This window comes from Rhizobium sp. S96, from assembly GCF_030382195.1.
Taxonomy (GTDB): Bacteria; Pseudomonadota; Alphaproteobacteria; order Rhizobiales; family Rhizobiaceae; genus Rhizobium.
The window spans coordinates 133,235-152,275 of the sequence record NZ_JAUDRY010000026.1 but is presented as its reverse complement, the minus strand read 5'-3'; the positions used below and the strand labels follow the sequence as shown (position 1 = coordinate 152,275).

Below are 19,041 nucleotides of genomic sequence, written 5' to 3'. Positions count from 1 at the left end.
GCGCGCTGAAACCTGCTGCCGGCAGCCGTCCACAAATGCGTCACCATCCAGCATACAACTCCTCATATGTTTGGCAGAGTAAGATACGCGATCATACGCAAGCTGAAATAGGTCGTGCCGACCGATTGGCCATGGTGGAATCAACCGCGATTATCCGTCCACGTCCAGCTACCGTCCTCTCTGCATTCGAGAACCGCAGCATAGGGATCGCGTGTGACATCCGTTTCGCTGGCGTGGACGCAGGTGATGGTCTGCTCGGAAAGCGAGTGGAGGATCTTACGGAGTTGGTCGGCTCCCAAGGTCGCGTCGATCCGATCGAGCCAAGCGAACCGCGGCGCCGCGAGAAGGATGCCGACGAAGGCCAGCAGTTGTTGCTCGCGGAGCGAAAGCAGCGCGCTCCAGTCGTGCTCTACATCGAGGCCACCCGCTTGCCCGATCACGCGATCGAGGCCGAAGTCCTGCAACAGTTCGGCAATCCGATGCTCGCTGATATCCCCCGCTTTGTCGGGAGGGACGAGAACCTGTCGCAAGGTGCCGGGTATCAGGTACGGCTGCTGGGGGAGGAAGAGGATATTGCCGGGGCCCGGGCGGACGATCTGCCCGCTGCCGTTGAGTGGGATACCGGCCGTCGCCTTGAGTAGCGCCACCGCCGTTGCCGGGTTGTCCACCGCAATGAGGATGCGTGCCCCGTCCGGCACCGATACCGACAGATCCTTCAGCAATGGCACGTTGTCAGGAGAGGACAACAAAGTCAGGTGCTCGAAGGCAAGGTGTTTTTCTTCGACCGCAATTTCGATCGCTGGCACGCCGGGGGCTTGCGATCGCTCGATTGCCTCGAGCAACGAACTCAGTCGCGCGACGACCGCGGCAAAGTTCGAAATCGACTGGAACTGCGTGACAATCAGCGAAAAGGCGCCGACGAGCAATGCGAAGGCCGAGGCCGACTGGGTGATGACGCCGAATGCAATATCGCCCCTCATGAACGCGGGAGCGACGATCAGCGCTGGAATGATCTGGATCAGCCAATTGTAGCCGGTGGTGAAAAAGCCGACATTGCGATTGATCGCTGTGATCTGGCGAAAGTTGGAGATGGCGTCGTCCAGCCGCTGGAGAAGCCGCGCGCTCTGTTTCTTTTCGCTCCCCGATACCAGGATTGCCTCAGCCTTTTCCCGAACATGGATCAAGCCGGAGCGAAAGCCTGCTTCCTTGTCGAGCTGGTCGTAGTTCAGTCTGATGAGGGGGCGGCCAAAGGCAATCGTGAGGAACGAGCCGCAAGCGGCGTAAAGGACGGCGACGACAAACAGCAACGGACTGATGGACCAAAGCACACCCGAAAAGGCCAGGATCGTAAGGCCGCTGTTGAAGACCAGAAGGACGAAGGAAAGCGTCGTGACGGTGAAAACGCGGATGTCGTCGGCAATCCGCTGATCGGGATGCGTGAGCTGACCTGAATGATCAAGGCGATAATAGGCGGCGTCGGCGAGATAATGGTTGACCGCTCGTCGCGTCAGGAACTCCCGCCAGAGCAGGGCAAGGCGCTCCTCGGTGAACCGTGCAAAGACCGAAACGACGGTCGCGGCGGCAAAGACGGCGATGTAAAATATTGCTTGCCGGACGAATTCTGCCGACTGACGGTCGGCAATCGCGGTCATGAAATTCCTGCCGACGTAGCTGTTGGCCACGTTCAGAGCGTTGATGCCGCAAAAGAGAATGACCAGGCCGGCAAGCATCAATCTTGCTCTGCCCTTGACCTCCGAGTTCATGAAGATGCCGACCGCGCGGACAAACCGAACTGCCGTTATCTTGAGGGGCGGCTTCTGCTTATCCATGACATCCCTGCGACATACTCAGCGGGCTGGTGCGGCCCATCTTAAGCAGACAGCGAGACAAGCGCCAAGTCCCTCAGGAGTAGGTCCACTCCGGACACTGGTTGACGCTATGAGAAAGATGAGATTGGGGCGTTGTCTATCCCGGTAGCCAACATTGAGGCGGCGATAGCGGTATTGCGGTGCTCTCCGACGACCACCTGAAGCAGACAGTTTCTTCGGTCACTCTAGGTGCCGCCGATGGCACATCCTTCACGTTCATCAATCCGAATGACAACTCGTTGGTGATAGCGAATGAGCCTGGTGGCTCGCCTCGCTGTGCGGGGTTTTCTGTCTAATGTTTAATGGTTTTCGGCCGCAAATTTGGTACTTATGATCCGCCCGGTTGCCAAAAAACCATAATTGCTCCACCTAGATCAAATATAAACAGATCGCCCCCAGCATTAAGAATTGGATCAAAGCTGAATGCGCATATCTTACGTTTTTATTGGTGCATTTCTTGCCGTCGTACAGTCCGCATATGCTGAAGTCGCCGCGCCTCCCGTCTTGGCGCCGTTGAAGCCGCAAGCACAAGCCGCTCAATTGAGTGCGCAATTTCTGTCGCGTTACAGCTACAAGCCGGTTCCGATCGACGACGCCTTGTCGGCCAAGGTCATGGACAGCTACATAAAGTCCCTCGATCCGGACCGCGCGATCTTCCTGCAAGCCGACATCGACAAGTTCATGGCTGATCGCACCAAGATTGACGACGCCATCGAACGCGAAGACCTGAAGATCCCGTTTACGATCTTCAACACCTATGAAAAGCGCGTCGTTGACCGCATGACCTATGCGCGTAGCCTGCTCAAGGATGGCTTCGACTTCACTGCGCAGGAAGACTTTTCCGTTTTGCGCGACAAGGCACCGTGGCCGCAGTCCGAAGCGGAGAGCAACGAGCTTTGGCGCAAGCGCGTCAAGAACGACTGGTTGCGCTTGAAGCTCGGCGGCAAGGCCGACGCGGCCATTCGTGATACGCTTGACAAGCGTTATGCCAACACCCTCGAGCGCGCTTACAAGTACAAGAGCGACGACGTTTTCCAGTCGTTCATGGATGCCTTTACGACGTCGACCGATCCGCACACGGATTATTTCGGCGCTGCTGCGTCGGCCGATTTCAACATCTCGATGAAGCTGTCGCTGGTCGGCATTGGTGCTGTCCTGCAGGAGCGCGACGACTATACGACGATCCGCGAGTTGGTTCCCGGCGGGCCGGCACAGGCGTCCGGCAAGCTTGCGGTCGGCGACCGTATTACCGGCGTCGGCCAGGGCAAGGATGGCCCGATCAAGGAAGTGGTCGGTACACGTCTCGATGAAGTCGTCCAAATGATCCGCGGGAAGAAAGGCACCGTCGTGCGCCTCGACATCCTGCCGGCGGACGCCGGCGCGGATGCCGCCCATCGGGTCGTCAGCCTCGTGCGCGACAAGATCAGCCTCGAAAAGCAGGCTGCCAGTAAAGTCGTGCTTTCCGTCAAGGTCGGCGACGCCACGCGCAAGATCGGCGTCATTACACTGCCGGCGTTCTATGAGGACTTCGACGCCCGCCGCAAGGGAGACAAGGACTACAGAAGCGCAAGCCGCGATGTGGCCAAGCTGCTCGCGGAACTGAAGCAGGAGAATGTCGACGGCGTTCTCATCGACGTGCGCAACAATGGCGGCGGCTCGTTGGATGAGGCAATCGATCTGACCGGCCTGTTCATCGGCCATGGCCCCGTCGTTCAGCAGCGCGGCAGCGACGGCAAGGTCGCAATCAGAAGCTCTGACCTGCCGGAACCCGTCTGGACCGGCCCGATGGGTGTCCTGATCAATCGCGGCTCGGCATCGGCCTCGGAGATCTTTGCAGCGGCGATACAGGACTACGGTCGAGGCGTTATTATCGGCGAGCCCAGCTTCGGCAAGGGGACCGTTCAAACGGTCGTCGACCTTGACCAGATGGTTCGCAACAGCAAGCCGGAATTCGGCGAGTTGAAGGTGACGATTGCTCAGTTCTTCCGCGTCAACGGCGGGACGACGCAGCTGCGCGGCGTGACGCCGGATATCAGCTTGCCGGGGCTTTCGGATCCGACCACTTTCGGGGAGACCAGCTACGACAACGCCTTGCCGTGGGCGGAGATCAAGCCGGCGAACTATAAGCCGGCAGACACCGTCACGAAGGAGCTGCCCACCTTGCAGAGCCAGCACGATGCCCGGGTGAAGAGCGATCCTGACTTCCAGCGTCTCCTGGAAGACGTTGCCGACCTGAAGGCTCAGCGTGAGAAGGGTGTCGTTTCCCTTAATGAAGCGGAGCGCCGCAAGGAAACGGCAGCCCGGGAAAAGCGCCTCAAATCTCGCGCTCAGGCAAACGATGGCGAGGATCTCGGGACGGATGATGGCCTGCAATCAAACGAGCGCAGCCTGAGTGCCGATATCGCCATGGAAAATGCCCGCAAGAACGTCAAGGACGTTCTGCTGAACGAGGCTGCCGCTATTCTTGCAGATCAGGCGAACCTGCAGCAAGGCGCGACGAAGCCGGCGACGAAATAGCCCGGAAACCTAGGCGAAGGGCGATCACACCCGGTCGGCGCAAACTATGCGCCGATCATGGGGTCTGAGAGCGGCTCGCCGTGGTCGTGGCCATGGCACTCAATGTCTGGGCATCGCGGCCATAGATGTCGTCATAGTAGTGGATGACACCGTCTGCGGTCGGCCATGCCGTGAAGTAGGAAACATAGACTGGAACCTCTTCGGGAACCGGAACGTCCTTCTTCTCACCCGCGGCAATCTCCTGGTTCACGGAATCCGTCGACGTCTTGAGGACGGCGGCAGCCATGGCGCGCGGGTTTTCCAGGCGCACGCATCCATGACTGAACATCCGGTCCTGAGAGGCGAACTTCCCTCGCGCCGGCGTGTCATGCATGTAGATCGCGTGAGGATTGGGAAACAGGATTTTCAGCTGGCCTAAGGCATTGTCAGGCCCCGGCGGCTGAACGACAGCGATGTTCTCCAGCGGCTGGGTCCAATCTACCTTGGCCGAAGGCATGGACTTCCCGTTCACGGAGACCTTGTAGCCTTCCTTGTCCAGATAGGATGGGTCCCGCTTCAGATGCGGAAGCATCTCATTCTTGATGATCGATTGCGGAACGCCCCAATCGGGGTTGAACTCAACCGTCTTGATCGAAGCGTCGAAGAAGTTCGTCTGATGATCCTGTTGGCCGATCACCGCTTTCATCGATAGCGCCAGGGCGCCGTTTTCGGTGTAGTAGGCCATGTAGGCAGGCTGGTTGATGAAGACATATCGGTCGGGGAACTCCTGTGGCATCCAGCGAAGTTCCTCCATGGCCACGATCACCTTGTTGATGTTGACCGAGGCATCACCGCCTTGTCCGGACGTTCGAAGCCAATGCAGTTCAGCGGCCAGTTGCGCAAACTTCGGGCTGCTGGGCATGAAATGGTCAACGGCCGAGTTCAAGTCCGGGGAGGCAGACAGCTGAGCCAGTGTGCCTCTCAGATCGACCGGCTTGCGCTTGAAATCGTAGTAGTTGGACAGCTTGTTAGGATCGACGCGTCCGCGAAAATTGTCCTGGAGGAACATCAGGAGTTCGCTTGAGAGCGACACCTCGAATTGCGCCAGAGCCTTTGCCCGCTCGGACGAATTTTGCGGGAGAGCCGCAAAGGTCTCCGTTGCGGCGTAGTCCACTGTGCTAAGTCCCCAGTCCTCCGCCTGCTTCAGAAGCGCTAACGCCTCACGCGCTTTTGCATTGGGACCTTTCCCGTCGACCCAGATCAGCTTGGCTTTCGGCTGGCTGTAGTAGGCCTCCAATGCGGCGGCGATATCGCTGTCCATCGATAGAGACAGGCCCCCCATTTCGCGCAGTACTTTGGCCGGACTGGTGGCGCCGCCGTCGAAGAGCGTGGAGAGCATCGAACCGTCACCCTGACGAGCTATGTGGACCAGACGGCGTTCCGGCGCCGGATAGCCTTGCGTCCCACCGAGTTCCGCGGTCGGCGATTGAGGCTGCGGTTCAGCCCGGAGCGCGGTTTCGCTACCCGAGAAGGCCAGCATGGCGACCATGGAAGCCTTCAGGACTGAAACGGATGCATGTCTCATTCGATACCCCAACGTCTGACGAGGAAACTGTACTGTGCCGCGCGGCGGCGTCCTTGATGCCGGTGCGCTTCTCTTTGATCTCGTTGACTACAAATGCTTTACGACATCGTAAAGGCAGATGGTCGGAAACACGGGCATATGCATCAGCGGTTGATCCGCGTCGAAAGGACGATCGAAGACAGCGTGCGTTCCACGCCATCGATCGTTCCGATCTGGTCGATCAAATCGTCCAATTGGGCGATCGAGGGGGCGGCGATGATGGCGATCAGGTCGAATGACCCGCTGACGGAATGCAGCGCCGTCACGGCCTTCACCCTTTCCAACGACGCGACCACCTGCGACAGGGCCTTTGGCGCGATCGTGATCAGGATATGGGCTCTGATCAGGCTGGATGCATATTCGTCCGATAGCCGAACGGCATAGCCTGCGATGATGCCATCCCTTTCGAGACGTTCCAGTCTGGCCTGAACGGTCGTTCGCGATAGCGCCAGCCTCTTTGCCAGGGTCGCTACCGGCATTCTGGCGTTTTCGCTCAACAACGAGAGCAATTGCCGATCCTTTTCCGAGACGCTCATGTCATCCTTTCGAAGTGTCCAATCAACTGGTCATTTAGACCAAAAATATAGGCCATAATGCTCATTCTGTCGCTATGTTTCGACCAGACCATGGCTACGTTTATAATAATCTTATATGCCTAACCAAGGGGAACTATATGAAGGAAGTCGTGGTAATCGGAGCCGGCAAGATCGGAGGCGCGATCGCACTCATGCTGGCGGAGACCGGCAGCTACACGGTCACCGTCACCGACAGGGATGCAGCGCAGATCGCAAAGCTCGATCGCCATCCCGCGATAAAGGGCGTCGTCGTAGACATCGCCGATGCCAAGGCACTCGTCGATGTTCTGCGTGGCAAGTTTGCGGTGCTGTCGGCGGCTCCGTTCCATTTGACCGGAAAGGTTGCGGAAGCAGCACTCGAAGCGTCGGTCCATTACCTGGACCTGACCGAGGATGTCGCCACCACGAAGAAGGTCGAGGAACTGGCTGAAGGCGCAGAGATTGCGTTTATCCCGCAATGTGGTCTCGCACCCGGCTTCATCTCCATCGTTGCCAATGATCTCGCCAAGCGTTTCGACAGCCTCGACAGCGTGCGCATGCGTGTTGGCGCCCTGCCGCAGTATCCTTCGAACGCGTTGAACTACAATCTCACCTGGAGCACCGACGGGCTGATCAACGAGTACATCGAGCCTTGCGAAGCGATCGTTGAGGGCAAGCTGGTCACCGTGCCCGCGATGGAAGAGCGTGAGGAATTCTCGCTCGACGGCGTGACCTATGAAGCCTTCAACACCTCCGGTGGCCTTGGCACTCTGGCCAAGACGCTCGAGGGGCGGGTTCGCACCATGAACTACCGCACCATTCGCTATCCGGGCCACCAGGCGATCATCAAGGCGCTGTTGAACGATCTGAACCTGAAGAACCGTCGTGACGTGTTGAAGGACCTTTTCGAACACGCGCTGCCGGCAACCATGCAGGACGTCGTCGTTGTTTTCGTCACGGTTTGTGGCTGGAAAGACGGACGCTACATGCAGGAAACCTATGCCAACAAGGTTTATGCAACTGTCGTTGCAGGCAAGAAGATGAGCGCCATCCAGGTGACGACTGCAGCCGGCATCACGACCGTGCTCGACCTGCTTGCCTCGGGCAAGCTTCCGCAGAAGGGGTTCGTGCGACAGGAAGAGATTGGCCTTGCCGACTTCCTGGAGAACCGGTTTGGCCGGGTCTACGATCCGGAGGCTATTCGCTTCAAGGAAGCCGTCTGAGGATTGAACGCAAAGGCCCCGATGCAGATGATGCATCGGGGCCTTTCGATTCTTTCGGACGGTCAGCCGGTCAATTCTTCAATGATCTCGAGAGGATGCTGAACGGTTCTGTTGTCGATCGCCTTGACCTGGGATCTGCAGGAATATCCCGTCGCGCAGACGACGGTCTCGGCGGATTGCCGGTGGACCTGATCGGCCCAGCTCATCGCATAAAGCTGTTGCGACATTGCGCGGTTGCGAACCTCGTGACCGAAGGTTCCGGCCATACCGCAGCAGCCGGCTCCGGGAACATCGAGCTTGACCCCAATCGCTTTGAACACTGCCGTCCAGTGGCCGATCGAGGTCGGTACGTTACTTCGCTCCGTGCAGTGAACGAGAAGACTATATGTCTTTCCCATGCCGGCATCCCTGACCGAGGAAAGTCTGTCGAGGTTGGCAGAGAGCCACTCTTGCGGGAGCAGAACCAGCGGTTTCGATCCGCTGTTTAAGATGTGCTTGTACTCGCTTCGATAGGAGAGCGTCATGGACGGATCGATGCCCACGAGTGAGGCTCCCGCAGAGGCGAGGTCTTGCAGGTATTGGCTGCTCTTTCGCGCGGCGTTCTCGAACCGGCCGAGATATCCGTGAACGTGCATGGCCTTGCCGTTTACCTGGGGCTTGGCGAGAAACACCGCGAAGCCCATCCTGCGTGCGAGCTTGATCGCGGCAAGGGGAACGCGCGGATCGAAGAAAGCAGTGAACGCGTCGGGGACGAAGACGACCGGCTGGTGTCCCTGGCTCAGTGCCTGGCGAATACCGTCGGCCGTTGCAGTCGGGACGCCGAGACGCCGGGCTTCTTTTGCAAGGGACAATGGCGGCAGGCGTGGAAGCGCCGTCAGACCGACCGTCCTCATCATCGCCTTGCCGAGCACGGTTCCAACCATGACGTTGTAGAGCGGCCTAGCGCGCGCCATCCAGGGCAGCGATGATTCGATCGCGCTCACCAGCGTATCCTTCACGGGCCGCAAATACCTGCCGTAATAGAGCTCCAGGAATTTCGCCCGGAAGGCGGGAACGTTGACCTTGACCGGACACTGACCTGCGCAGGCCCTGCAGGACAGACAGGTGTCCATTGCTTCACGGACGTCGTGGGAAAAGTCGCCCCGGTTGCGCGGATTGAACGAGTTCACGATACGGCGGGGCAGGGCTGTCAGCGGGCGGCCGCGCCGCAGCTGCTTGGCTTCATAGCGGGGATCGACACCCTGGTCAGCCAGAAGCCTCAGCCACTCCCGCATCAAGGCTGCCCGACCCTTGGGCGAAAACCGGCGATCGCGCGTCGCCTTGTAGGAGGGGCACATCGGACTTACCTCGTCGAAGTCGAAGCAGGCGCCGTTACCGTTGCAGTAAGCAGCGTTGTCGAAGGCCGCGCGGATCTCGCTGCCGATGGCGCGATCGACATCGCCGCGCATCGGAACCTCATCGATTTTCAACAGCTTCTCGGAGCCCGGGGAAGCAATCTTGCCGGGATTGAGGCGGTTCTGCGGATCGAAGGCTCGCTTGATCTCCTGAAGGCAGGGATAGAGGTCACCGAAGAATTCGGGGACATATTCGGATCGAACGCCCTTGCCGTGCTCACCCCAAAGGACGCCGCCGTACTTCCTGGTCAAGGCCACAACGGCATCGCTGATCGTCCGGACCAGCGGCACATGATCGGCCCGCGTAAGATCGAGTGCGGGTCGAACATGCAGTACGCCGGCGTCGACATGGCCGAACATGCCATAGGAAAGGCCGGCGTCGTCGAGCAGCGCCCGGAACTCGCAGATGTAGGCGGCCAGGTTTTCGGGTGGGACGGCCGTGTCCTCGACGAAAGCGACAGGTCGGGTCGGCCCCTCGACATTTCCCAGAAGGCCGACGGCCCGCTTGCGCATCGTCCAGATCGCCTCGACGTCCCGGTGGCCTCGAGCGATTGAATGGCCGAGGCGGCTGTGGTTTTTCCCCGTTTCGAGGGCGGCGGTCACATCGGCGATCTTTCGCTCCAGTTCATCCTCGCTGTCAGCGAGGATTTCGGCGATGTTTATCCCGTTCGCCGGACCTGACGTGTCCTCCGGAAAGAACTGCCCAATGCCATTCCAGACGATGTCGTTCTTGGCGAGCCCGAGCACCTTTTCGTCCACCGTTTCAACGGAAGCGACCTTGAGCGCGGTCAGGGTTCGGGCATCCTCGAGGGCTGCGTTGAAGTTGCTGTAGCGAATGTTGATGAGTGCGGCATGCGCGGGCAGCGGAAGCAGGTTGAGTTCCGCCTCGGCGATCATCGCCAGCGTGCCCTCCGAGCCGCACAGAATGGCATTGAGGTCGAAGCGACCATCCGCTCGCCTGACATGCGCGAGGTCGTAACCCGTCATGTAACGGTTGAGCTTTGGAAAAACGGCTTCGATCCGTTCGCGCTTTTCGCGGGCAATTCTTTCAACGGTCCGATGAATGTCACCAATCCTGTCCTGGCGCTCCAGGATTTCGGCGAGGGCGGGTTCGTCCAGCGGCCGCGACCACCAATCCGACGCGTCGCCGAGCACGATGCGCAGACCAAGGACATGATTGGACGTCTTGCCGTAGAGGCAGGAGCCCTGGCCGCAAGCATCGGTGGAGATCATGCCGCCAATGGTCGCCCTGTTCGACGTCGAAAGCTCCGGCGCGAAAAAGAGACCATATGGCTTCAGCGCGCGGTTCAACTGATCCTTGACAACGCCGGCCTCGACGCGAGCTGTGCGGCGGATGGGATCGATCTCCAGGATCCTGTTCATGTGCCGTGAACAATCGATGACGATGCCTGAGGTCAGCGACTGGCCATTGGTTCCGGTTCCGCCTCCGCGTGGAGTGACGGTCATGCCGCTGAACGCGGGCAGGTTCAGGACCTTCGCAATTATCTCCAGGTCAGCCGAATGCCTGGGAAACAGGATCGCTGCCGGCTCGACCTGATAGATGGAATTGTCGGTCGCAAAAGCCGTGCGCGACGCCGCGCCTGCCTCGGCATCACCCGCAAATCCGGCCTCGACGAGATGTTCGAAAAAGCCGGCGGGTGTCGCGGAGGCCGCGTAAGGCGACTGGAGACGCGGTATCATCGGTTCAGCTCGCCGCCATCGTTTGCTACTTCAGCGCCTTGCATGCCCGTTCGATACGGTCAAGGGCTTCGACGAGCTCGGCCTGCGACGTCGCATAGGAGATCCGGAAGAAAGGTGAAAGCCCGAAAGCCGACCCGGGAACGACCGCGACATGGGCGTCCTCGAGGAGGTAGTCGGTGAAATCGTGGTCCGCCTCGATCGTCTTGCCGTTGGGCGTGGTCTTTCCGAGAACCCCCTCACAGCCTGAGAAGGTGTAAAAGGCTCCCTCCGGTGTGCGGCATTCAAGGCCATCGATGTCGTTCAGTCTGCGGACAACGAGATCGCGGCGGCGCTGAAAGCTCTCCTGCCGTTCCTTCAGGAAGGTCTGCGGACCATTCAAGGCCTCGACGGCGGCTGCCTGGCTAACCGAGCTCGGGCAGGATGTCGCCTGGCTCTGGATCACGGCCATGGCCTTGATCAATGGCTTCGGTCCGCCGGCGTAGCCGATACGCCAGCCGGTCATCGCATAGGCCTTCGACACGCCGTTGATGGTCAACGTCCGTTCTTTCAGACGAGGCTCGAGCGCAATGGGCGTTACGAAGTCGAACCCTTCGTAGACGATGTGCTCATACATGTCGTCGACCATCAGCCAGACATGCGGATGGCGGAGCAGCACATCGATCAGCGGTTGGTAGTCTTTTGCCGAATAGGCGGCGCCCGATGGATTTGATGGCGAATTCAGGAGCACCCAGCGTGTCCTCGGCGTGATCGCCGCTTCAAGCTGTTGAGCCTGGAGGCGAAAGCCGGCTGCCGCGTCGCACGGGATGAGCACCGGCGTGCCACCGCAAATTTCGACGATATCCGAATAGGAGGTCCAGTAAGGCGTTGGAATGATGACTTCGTCACCGGGATCAAGCGTCGCCATGAATGCGTTGAAGAGGATCTGCTTGGCGCCGGTCGCCACCGTCACCTCGTCGAGGGCATAGTCGACGCCATTTTCCCTGCGAAACTTCTCGGCGACGGCCTTCTTCAGAGCCGGGGTGCCATCGAGCGCCGTGTACTTGGTTTCGCCGGCATCGATCGCGGCCTTGGCTGCTTCTTTGACGTTGTCAGGGGTGTCGAAGTCGGGCTCGCCGGCTCCGAGAATGATAACGGGGAAACCGTCGCGCTTCATTGCGGCTGCCTTGGCGCCGATCTGCAGGATCTTGGAAACGCCGACCGAGGCAATGCGCGAGGCTGGACGAAAGCCAGCCTGCTCGATCTTGGTGGGGATGACAGTCATGCTCGTCGCCCTATTCGATGTCGAAGGAGACGCCCTGTGCCAGCGGCAGCGCCTTCGAATAGTTGACCGTGTTGGTGGCCCGGCGCATGTATGCCCGCCATGCGTCGGAGCCGGATTCGCGGCCACCGCCGGTTTCCTTTTCACCACCGAACGCACCGCCGATCTCAGCACCCGAAGTGCCGATGTTGACGTTGGCGATGCCGCAGTCGGAACCGTCCGCGGACAGGAAGCGCTCGGCCTCGCGCATGTCGAGAGTGAAGATCGACGACGACAATCCAGCTCCGACGGCATTGTGGTCTGCGATAACGGCGTCGAAGTCGCTGTATTTCATGACATAGAGGATCGGCGCGAATGTCTCTTCGAGGACCGGGCCCTCGTGCTTCGGCATTTCGACCAGAGCAGGTTTGACGTAATAGGCCTGCGGGGTGCCGGTATCGACACGCTGACCGCCATGCACCTGGCCGCCGTGCTTGCCGGCTTCAGCAAGCGCCTTCTGCATGCCTTCATAGGCGGCCTTGTCGACCAGTGGACCGACGAGCGCGGAGCCGTCCAGCGGGTTGCCGACCGAAACGCTTGCATAGGCATTCTTCAGCCGCGGGACGAGCTGATCGTAGACGCTTTCATGAACGAACAGACGACGCAGCGTCGTGCAGCGCTGGCCGGCCGTGCCCATGGCGCCGAATGCGATGGCACGAAGCGCCATGTCAAGGTCGGCCGATGGGCAGACGATGCCGCCATTGTTTCCGCCAAGTTCCAGGATGGAGCGCGCAAATCGCTTGGCCAGGCGCGGTCCGACTTCGCGGCCCATCCGCGTCGATCCGGTTGCCGAAACCAATGCCACCTTCGGATGGTCGACAAGCGTTTCGCCGATCGCGCGGTCGCCGACGAGAACCTGCGAGAGGTCGGCAGGAGCGTCGCCGAAGCGCTTCAGGGCGCGCTCCAGGATCGCCTGCGATGCCAGTGCCGTAAGCGGCGTCTTTTCTGAAGGCTTCCAGACGATGCTGTTGCCACAGACCAGCGCCAGGGCCGCATTCCACGCCCATACGGCAACAGGGAAGTTGAAGGCCGAGATGATGCCGATGACGCCAAGCGGGTGCCAGGTCTCCATCATGCGGTGACCGGGGCGCTCGGTGGCGATGGTCAGGCCATAGAGCTGGCGGGAAAGGCCGACCGCGAAATCGCAGATGTCGATCATTTCCTGTACTTCGCCGAGACCTTCAGACGGGATCTTTCCTGCTTCGATCGAGACCAGACGTCCAAGATCGGCCTTGGCAGCCCGCAGTTCTTCGCCAAGAAGCCGCACGAGCTCCCCACGCTTCGGTGCCGGAACAAGGCGCCACGCCTGGAAAGCGGCATGAGCGCGGTCGATTGCCACTGTTGCCTGCTCGGGCGTTACGGCCTGCAATTTACCGGTCCGTTCTCCGGTAACCGGCGAAAACGCATCCATGTCGCCCTTGGTGTAAAGCGACTGGGCGACGCCCAAACGATCAAGAATGGCGGCAGCTTCTTCCGCGACGGACACGGATTTAACGGAAATGTTCATTGGGTAGGCTCCAGTTCAAAACGTCTCTATCGGTGATTGGTCAGTTCGGCGGATCATTCGGCCGCAGAACGTCTCGTCAGCACGTTGATGCAGGCATCCAGCGACGCCTTTTCGATTCCGGCATAGTGGTCGAACTCGTTGAGAACCTTCGCGCCGAGGTCGGCCTCGAAACGCTGCTGGTTCGGGCTCGCCACGAATTCCTGCTGCGCGCCGTCGCCGAGGTTCGATTGAAAGATGCCGGCTGCACTGACAGGCAGGAAGTCTTCGTAGACGATCGGATCGAAGACGATCAACCCGTCGGCAATGAGCTGGTCCACGTCGGCCGTCGATGAGGATACAGCCCTTCTGCCTTTGTCGGTGAGCGAGTAGCTGAAATAGCCGAGCCCTTCTGCGCGTATGCTTTCCCAGCTGTCCGGGAATGCCTCGAACGTCTCCGCCAGAGCAGCCTCATAGGCTTTCGCGTTGGATCCGTCCGCAGTCGGCCGGACGACCTTCCGGGACGCATCGAGGAGGCTGTCATAAAGGGCGCGGCCCTTGGGCGTGAGCGCGATGCCGCGCTGTTCGATCTCGCCAAACCGTGCGGTGTGGGACCCGGTCTTCCACCCGCCGTTGCCGTCGTTGAATGACACGGCTTCCTCGAGCGCCTTGAAGGATGTCTGCCGCAGCAGAATAGCGCAACGGCGCGTCGGCGGGCCTTCGACGACCGCCTTTGGAGCGATCTCGTATTCCGGCATCAGTGCCTGCACCTTGTCGATATCGAGCGTGCGCGGTGTGAGATGGTTGATGTGCGGTCCCTTGAACGAGACGACATCTGCGATCAAGCGATGCGCATCATGCAGACGGTGATACATGTCGACATCGACGATCGCCTTGTCATGCCAGCGGAATGTTTCGAGCACTTCGGCGACGAAACGCTCGGCATCAGCCTGGGAAAGCCCGCCGTCGGTTTCCGCCTTCTTGGTAAGTTCAATGGCTCCGGCAGTGAAAATCTGCCGCGTCGCCAGGATTTGCTGCGCTTGCGCCCTCAAGCTTTCGTCCGCAATCAGATCGAGACGCAGGAGAGAGGTGAAGACACGGAACGGATTACGCTTCAGTGCGGCGTCGCCAACGGGCCGAAATGCCGTCGAATGAACCGGAACGCCGGCCGTCGAAAGATCATAATAGCCGACGGGATAAATTCCCATCACGGCGAAGACCCGCCGCATCATTGACAGCTCTTCGGCGGTTCCGAGTCGAATGGCCCCGTGCCGCTCCTCGGAGATACGATCGAGATTGTCGGTGGTCTCCAGCCGAGCCTTCAGTTCGGGCTCTCCGGCAAGCGTTTCGTCGTTCACGCGCGCCACCAGATCCATCAAGGTTCCATAGGCAGGGACTTCGTTGCGATACATGGCCGACATGGCCGCGGAAAAGGCAGTTCTGATATCGCTCGATGGAACGTGGGTCATGGTGTCTCAACCTTCAAACATTGCGACTTGATGCTTGGAGTGCAATATAATCTCGAAAACATGACCCGTGTTGTGACGGTTACTCGTGACTTGATGCAGAATCGGAATAACTATGCGCCGCAGTTTGACACCTGACATGGTGACGCTCCAAGCCTTCGAAGCGGCCGCGCGACATGAGAATTTCTCGCGCGCGGCTGAAGAACTGAACCTGACGCAGAGCGCCGTCAGCCGGCAGATCGCCGATCTGGAGCAACAGACCGGGCTCAAGCTGTTCGAACGGATTCGTCAGCGCGTGGTTCTCTCGGAAGCAGGACAACGGTTCCTTCCCGAGGTGCAGGACCTCCTGGAGAGATCCGAACGATTGATGATCGAAGCGGCGTCGGCCGGGCGAACGCGATTGTCGCTGCGGGTTGCCACGCTCCCGACCTTCGGTACCAAATGGCTTGTTCCACGCCTCGGCCGGTTTCTGGCGCAACATGGCGACGTTGCACTGACGATAGAATCAAGATCGAAGCCCTTCAGTTTTGCGGAAGACAACTTTGACCTCGCGATCCATTTCGGACAGCCGATCTGGGCAGGCGGCGTTCCCACCTTCCTGTGCCATGAACAGGTCCTGCCGATGGCCAGCAAGGAGCTTGCGGAAAGGCTCGACGTCGAGGGCCCCGGCGACTTCGCACGAGCGCCACTGCTGCATCTGACGACGAGGCCGAAGCTTTGGGCCGACTGGTTCCAGCTGCAGCAGATCAATGTCGACAACGCCTATGTCGGGCTGAGGTTCGATCAGTTTTCAATGATGGTGGCTGCGGTCGCCGCAGGGCTGGGCGCTGCGCTTCTTCCCACCTACCTGATAGAAGACGAGCTTGCGTCAGGGTCGCTTGTGCCGCTGCTTCCAAGGCCGATGCAGACGGCCAATGCCTATTATTCGGTTCGACCGGAAGCCAAGCAAAGCCATCCGGTCGCCGACAGCTTTCAAGAGTGGCTTCTGAAGGAAGTCTCTCCAAGAAAGAGCGAGTAGCCCATCGAATACTGATGTCGGCCCGCGAACCGGCTGGCAGTCCGCGGGCTCCGACAGTTTTATGCCGTCCGTTTCAGGGCGTCGCCGATCTTGGAAACGATCGTATCGATCTCGCTATTTTCGACGATGAGCGGCGGCGATAGCGCAATGATGTCGCCGGTCACGCGGATCAGCAGACCCTTGTTGAAGCAGTCGACGAAGACATCGTAGGCACGTGCCCCCGGCGCACCGTCGCGAGGCGAAAGTTCAATCGCTCCCACGAGGCCCAGGTTGCGAATGTCGACGACGTGGGGAAGGCCCTTCAGCGAGTGCAATGCCTCCTGCCAATAGTCCGCGATGTCGGCTGCACGTGTGAGAAGACCTTCCTCCTCGTAGATCTCGAGTGTCGCAATACCCGCTGCGCAGGCAACCGGATGGCCCGAATAGGTATAGCCGTGGAACAGCTCGATCGCGTTTTCTGGACCGACCATCAGGCCGTCATAGACCTTGCGGCTCGCGAAGACGGCTCCCATCGGGATCGCGCCGTTGGTCAAACCCTTTGCCGTGGTGACGAGATCCGGGATGACACCGAAATAGTCGGTCGCGAACGGGGTTCCAAGGCGGCCAAAACCGGTGATGACCTCGTCGAAAATCAAGAGAATGCCGTACTTGTCGGCCGTCGCGCGCAGCTTCTGCAGGTAACCTTTCGGCGGCAGGATAACGCCGGCCGAGCCGGACATCGGCTCGACGATGACAGCTGCGATCGTCTCGGCGCCATGCAGCTGAACAAGACGCTCGAGATCGTCGGCGAGTTCGACACCGTTCTCCGGCAGCCCCTTCGAGAACGCGTTGCGCTCGACATCGAGGGTGTGTCGCATGTGATCGGCCGGGATCTGCGGAAACATGCGGCGATTGTTGACCAGGCCGCCGACCGAGATGCCGCCGAAGCCGACACCGTGGTAGCCCTTTTCTCGACCGATGATGCGGGTGCGGGTTCCTTGGCCGATCGCGCGTTGGTAGGCGATGGCGATCTTCAGGGCAGTATCCACCGATTCCGAGCCGGAGCCGGTGAAGAAGACGCGATCGAGTTTTGCGTCCGGACCGCCAGGGGCGATCTTCGCCAGCTTGGCGGCGAAGTCGAATGCGATCGGATGTCCCATCTGGAAGGTCGGCGCGAAATCCATCGTCGAGATCTGGCGTTCCACAGCCTGGGAGATCTTCTTGCGGCCATGGCCGGCGTTGCAGCACCACAGCCCTGCCGTACCGTCGAGAACACGATTGCCGTCGACATCGGTGTAGTACATGCCCTCGGCGGACGCGAGGAGACGCGGCGCCGCCTTGAACTGCCGGTTCGCCGTAAACGGCATCCAGAAATTATCGAGTATCGGGGCGTTCGTCCTGCTGATCTGATCCATTGTGCTCTCCTTGGGCTCGACGAACAATTCGAGCATTTCCAATCGACGAACAAGCCCTTTTCTTCTCTGCGGTAACCGATTGAAAAGATGATATCGGATCGGTATCGTTTGAGCTAGTCTGAACAACCTAAACGGTGCCGTGATGACGTTCGATATCGGGAATCGCCTGCGCTATGTCAGGACTGCACACAATCTGTCGCAGCGCGAGCTGGCGAAGAAGACCGGCGTCCCCAACTCGACGATTTCGCTGATCGAATCGAATGCATCGAATCCATCGGTGGGCGCGCTCAAGCGGATACTTGACGGGATCCCGATCGGCCTTGCGGAGTTCTTCTCCCTCGAGCCGGAAACGCCGAAGAAAGCCTTCTATGCCGTCGAAGAGCTCGTGGAGATCGGCAAGGGGGGCATTTCCTACCGGCAGGTTGGCGACAGCATGTTCGGCCGAAGCCTGCAGTTGCTCAAGGAATGCTACCAGCCGGGAACCGATACGGGCAAGGTTCCGCTCGTGCACGAAGGCGAAGAGGGCGGGATCGTCCTGTCGGGGCGGCTGGAGGTAACGGTCGACAACGAGCGACGCATCCTGGGTCCGGGCGACGCCTATTATTTCGAAAGCCGTCGCCCGCACCGGTTCCGCTGCGTCGGCCCGGTCCCCTGCGAGGTAATCAGCGCCTGCACGCCGCCAACATTCTAGCTGTCACGGCCCTCGATACGGGCAAAGACTCGATCCAATGCCCGATGCAGAGCGCTCCGGACGCCCGCGCTCTCGAAATCGACCAGGACTTGCTCGTTGAGGCCACCTTTGGTCGCAAATTCGCTGCTGAGTTCAGTGAAGGCATGCACGCCGGGTGCGTTCGCGCGTCGCGACAGGCTTTCGAACAATGGCGCGAGAAAAGCCCCTGCCTTTTTCGCATCGAGACCATTCGCCTCGAGCCACGTTGAGGCCATGTCCATCATGCCGAAGTAGGTCGACATCAGCGCACTGGCTGCCGCCAGCAAGTCGTATTCTTTCCGGCTCTCGCATTCGACCGCGCTTCCCAGCATATTGAACAGCGCCGCGACGGCCGGATCGGGCGGGAAGATCGCCGTGACGCCGTGCCGGTCGGCCACGAAAGGCAAGGGCACGGCCTGAACGAGATGTACTTTTGCGTCGATCCACCCAAGCAGGTTATCGCGTTGCGTTGCCGCGACGACGCTGATGACGGGCTGCCCGGCTCTGAAACGAAGTTGCCGGATGACATCCTCGGCGATCTGAGGCCGGATCGCGAGGACCGCGACCTCGCTACGATCGACGACGGCCTGGTTGTCAGGAGCAATCTGGACAGCGTTGAATTCGGAGGCAAGCCGCGCGGCAATCTCGGCGTTGCGGGGCGATACATGAACTTCTTGCACGGCCGATGGCTCGCGCAAGAGGCCTCTTACCATAGCCTCGCTGATGGCGCCTGTTCCGACGAAACCGATGCTTTGCCAAACCATTGGCCTACTCCGCTCCAAAGCTGACCCAAGCCATGGATACTACGATATCG

Annotated in this window: 13 protein-coding genes; 4 read left to right on the top strand and 9 right to left on the bottom strand. The window is 59.9% G+C overall.

All coding sequences use genetic code 11. From position 1 onward, the window contains the following. Window positions 1–140: 140 nt before the first annotated feature. Window positions 141–1,829 carry an ABC transporter ATP-binding protein/permease gene (locus QTL94_RS21095; RefSeq protein ID WP_065692063.1) on the bottom strand — a complete coding sequence of 563 codons (1,689 nt, stop codon included), beginning with the start codon at window positions 1,827–1,829 and terminating at the stop codon, window positions 141–143. Between the two features lie 462 nt (window positions 1,830–2,291). Between QTL94_RS21095 and QTL94_RS21090 the strand changes: the two genes are divergently transcribed. Beyond that, window positions 2,292–4,385, top strand: coding sequence for a carboxy terminal-processing peptidase (locus QTL94_RS21090; RefSeq protein ID WP_065692064.1), 2,094 nt, complete (start codon window positions 2,292–2,294; stop codon window positions 4,383–4,385). A gap of 55 nt (window positions 4,386–4,440) precedes the next feature. Here the strand turns inward: QTL94_RS21090 and QTL94_RS21085 are convergent, their stop codons facing one another. Together QTL94_RS21085 and QTL94_RS21080 are read right to left on the bottom strand one after the other, a co-directional pair. Beyond that, complete coding sequence (locus QTL94_RS21085; protein WP_065692065.1) at window positions 4,441–5,949, bottom strand: L,D-transpeptidase family protein; 1,509 nt, start codon at window positions 5,947–5,949, stop codon at window positions 4,441–4,443. 143 nt (window positions 5,950–6,092) lie between these two features. Next, on the bottom strand, window positions 6,093–6,524 hold the full coding sequence (locus tag QTL94_RS21080) for an Lrp/AsnC family transcriptional regulator (protein WP_065692066.1): 432 nt from the start codon (window positions 6,522–6,524) through the stop codon (window positions 6,093–6,095). A 137-nt stretch (window positions 6,525–6,661) separates the two neighbouring features. Here QTL94_RS21080 and QTL94_RS21075 point away from each other — a divergent pair, with 137 nt between their 5' ends. After that, window positions 6,662–7,765 carry a saccharopine dehydrogenase family protein gene (locus QTL94_RS21075; RefSeq protein WP_065692067.1) on the top strand — a complete coding sequence of 368 codons (1,104 nt, stop codon included), beginning with the start codon at window positions 6,662–6,664 and terminating at the stop codon, window positions 7,763–7,765. A 62-nt stretch (window positions 7,766–7,827) separates the two neighbouring features. Here QTL94_RS21075 and ydiJ read toward each other — a convergent pair whose 3' ends face one another. From ydiJ to hglS, 4 genes are read right to left on the bottom strand one after another with little or no spacing between them, the layout of a single operon-like run. Continuing rightward, window positions 7,828–10,860, bottom strand: a complete 3,033-nt coding sequence (gene ydiJ / locus QTL94_RS21070) for a D-2-hydroxyglutarate dehydrogenase YdiJ (RefSeq protein WP_065692068.1) — start codon at window positions 10,858–10,860, stop codon at window positions 7,828–7,830. 25 nt (window positions 10,861–10,885) lie between these two features. Continuing rightward, on the bottom strand, window positions 10,886–12,121 hold the full coding sequence (locus tag QTL94_RS21065; RefSeq protein WP_065692069.1) for a pyridoxal phosphate-dependent aminotransferase: 1,236 nt from the start codon (window positions 12,119–12,121) through the stop codon (window positions 10,886–10,888). A 10-nt stretch (window positions 12,122–12,131) separates the two neighbouring features. After that, window positions 12,132–13,664 carry an L-piperidine-6-carboxylate dehydrogenase gene (gene amaB, locus QTL94_RS21060; RefSeq protein ID WP_065692070.1) on the bottom strand — a complete coding sequence of 511 codons (1,533 nt, stop codon included), beginning with the start codon at window positions 13,662–13,664 and terminating at the stop codon, window positions 12,132–12,134. A 53-nt stretch (window positions 13,665–13,717) separates the two neighbouring features. Further along, window positions 13,718–15,109 carry a 2-oxoadipate dioxygenase/decarboxylase HglS gene (gene hglS / locus QTL94_RS21055; RefSeq protein WP_065692071.1) on the bottom strand — a complete coding sequence of 464 codons (1,392 nt, stop codon included), beginning with the start codon at window positions 15,107–15,109 and terminating at the stop codon, window positions 13,718–13,720. A gap of 106 nt (window positions 15,110–15,215) precedes the next feature. Between hglS and QTL94_RS21050 the strand changes: the two genes are divergently transcribed. Then, entirely contained in the window at window positions 15,216–16,124 is a 909-nt protein-coding gene (locus QTL94_RS21050; protein ID WP_198928716.1) for a LysR family transcriptional regulator, read from the top strand. 59 nt (window positions 16,125–16,183) lie between these two features. On the opposite strand, the gene aptA is transcribed toward QTL94_RS21050, so the two are convergent. Further along, on the bottom strand, window positions 16,184–17,518 hold the full coding sequence (gene aptA, locus QTL94_RS21045; protein WP_065692247.1) for an omega-aminotransferase AptA: 1,335 nt from the start codon (window positions 17,516–17,518) through the stop codon (window positions 16,184–16,186). A gap of 142 nt (window positions 17,519–17,660) precedes the next feature. Between aptA and QTL94_RS21040 the strand changes: the two genes are divergently transcribed. Further along, a complete protein-coding gene (locus QTL94_RS21040; protein WP_065692073.1) occupies window positions 17,661–18,209 on the top strand; it encodes a cupin domain-containing protein in 549 nt (182 codons plus the stop codon). Here QTL94_RS21040 and QTL94_RS21035 read toward each other — a convergent pair. Further along, window positions 18,206–18,991 carry a pyrroline-5-carboxylate reductase gene (locus QTL94_RS21035; RefSeq protein ID WP_065692074.1) on the bottom strand — a complete coding sequence of 262 codons (786 nt, stop codon included), beginning with the start codon at window positions 18,989–18,991 and terminating at the stop codon, window positions 18,206–18,208. The genes QTL94_RS21040 and QTL94_RS21035 overlap by 4 nt on opposite strands. Window positions 18,992–19,041 lie beyond the last annotated feature (50 nt).

Excerpts from the sequence above, each read along its gene's own strand:
- QTL94_RS21035 (WP_065692074.1), bottom strand. The coding sequence starts at position 18,991 with ATGGTTTGGCAAAGCATCGGTTTCGTCGGAACAGGCGCCATCAGCGAG.
- ydiJ (WP_065692068.1), bottom strand. The coding sequence starts at position 10,860 with ATGATACCGCGTCTCCAGTCGCCTTACGCGGCCTCCGCGACACCCGCC.
- QTL94_RS21065 (WP_065692069.1), bottom strand. The coding sequence starts at position 12,121 with ATGACTGTCATCCCCACCAAGATCGAGCAGGCTGGCTTTCGTCCAGCC.
- QTL94_RS21085 (WP_065692065.1), bottom strand. The coding sequence starts at position 5,949 with ATGAGACATGCATCCGTTTCAGTCCTGAAGGCTTCCATGGTCGCCATG.
- QTL94_RS21075 (WP_065692067.1), top strand. The coding sequence starts at position 6,662 with ATGAAGGAAGTCGTGGTAATCGGAGCCGGCAAGATCGGAGGCGCGATC.
- QTL94_RS21080 (WP_065692066.1), bottom strand. The coding sequence starts at position 6,524 with ATGAGCGTCTCGGAAAAGGATCGGCAATTGCTCTCGTTGTTGAGCGAA.
- hglS (WP_065692071.1), bottom strand. The coding sequence starts at position 15,109 with ATGACCCACGTTCCATCGAGCGATATCAGAACTGCCTTTTCCGCGGCC.
- QTL94_RS21040 (WP_065692073.1), top strand. The coding sequence starts at position 17,661 with ATGACGTTCGATATCGGGAATCGCCTGCGCTATGTCAGGACTGCACAC.
- amaB (WP_065692070.1), bottom strand. The coding sequence starts at position 13,664 with ATGAACATTTCCGTTAAATCCGTGTCCGTCGCGGAAGAAGCTGCCGCC.
- QTL94_RS21090 (WP_065692064.1), top strand. The coding sequence starts at position 2,292 with ATGCGCATATCTTACGTTTTTATTGGTGCATTTCTTGCCGTCGTACAG.
- aptA (WP_065692247.1), bottom strand. The coding sequence starts at position 17,518 with ATGGATCAGATCAGCAGGACGAACGCCCCGATACTCGATAATTTCTGG.
- QTL94_RS21095 (WP_065692063.1), bottom strand. The coding sequence starts at position 1,829 with ATGGATAAGCAGAAGCCGCCCCTCAAGATAACGGCAGTTCGGTTTGTC.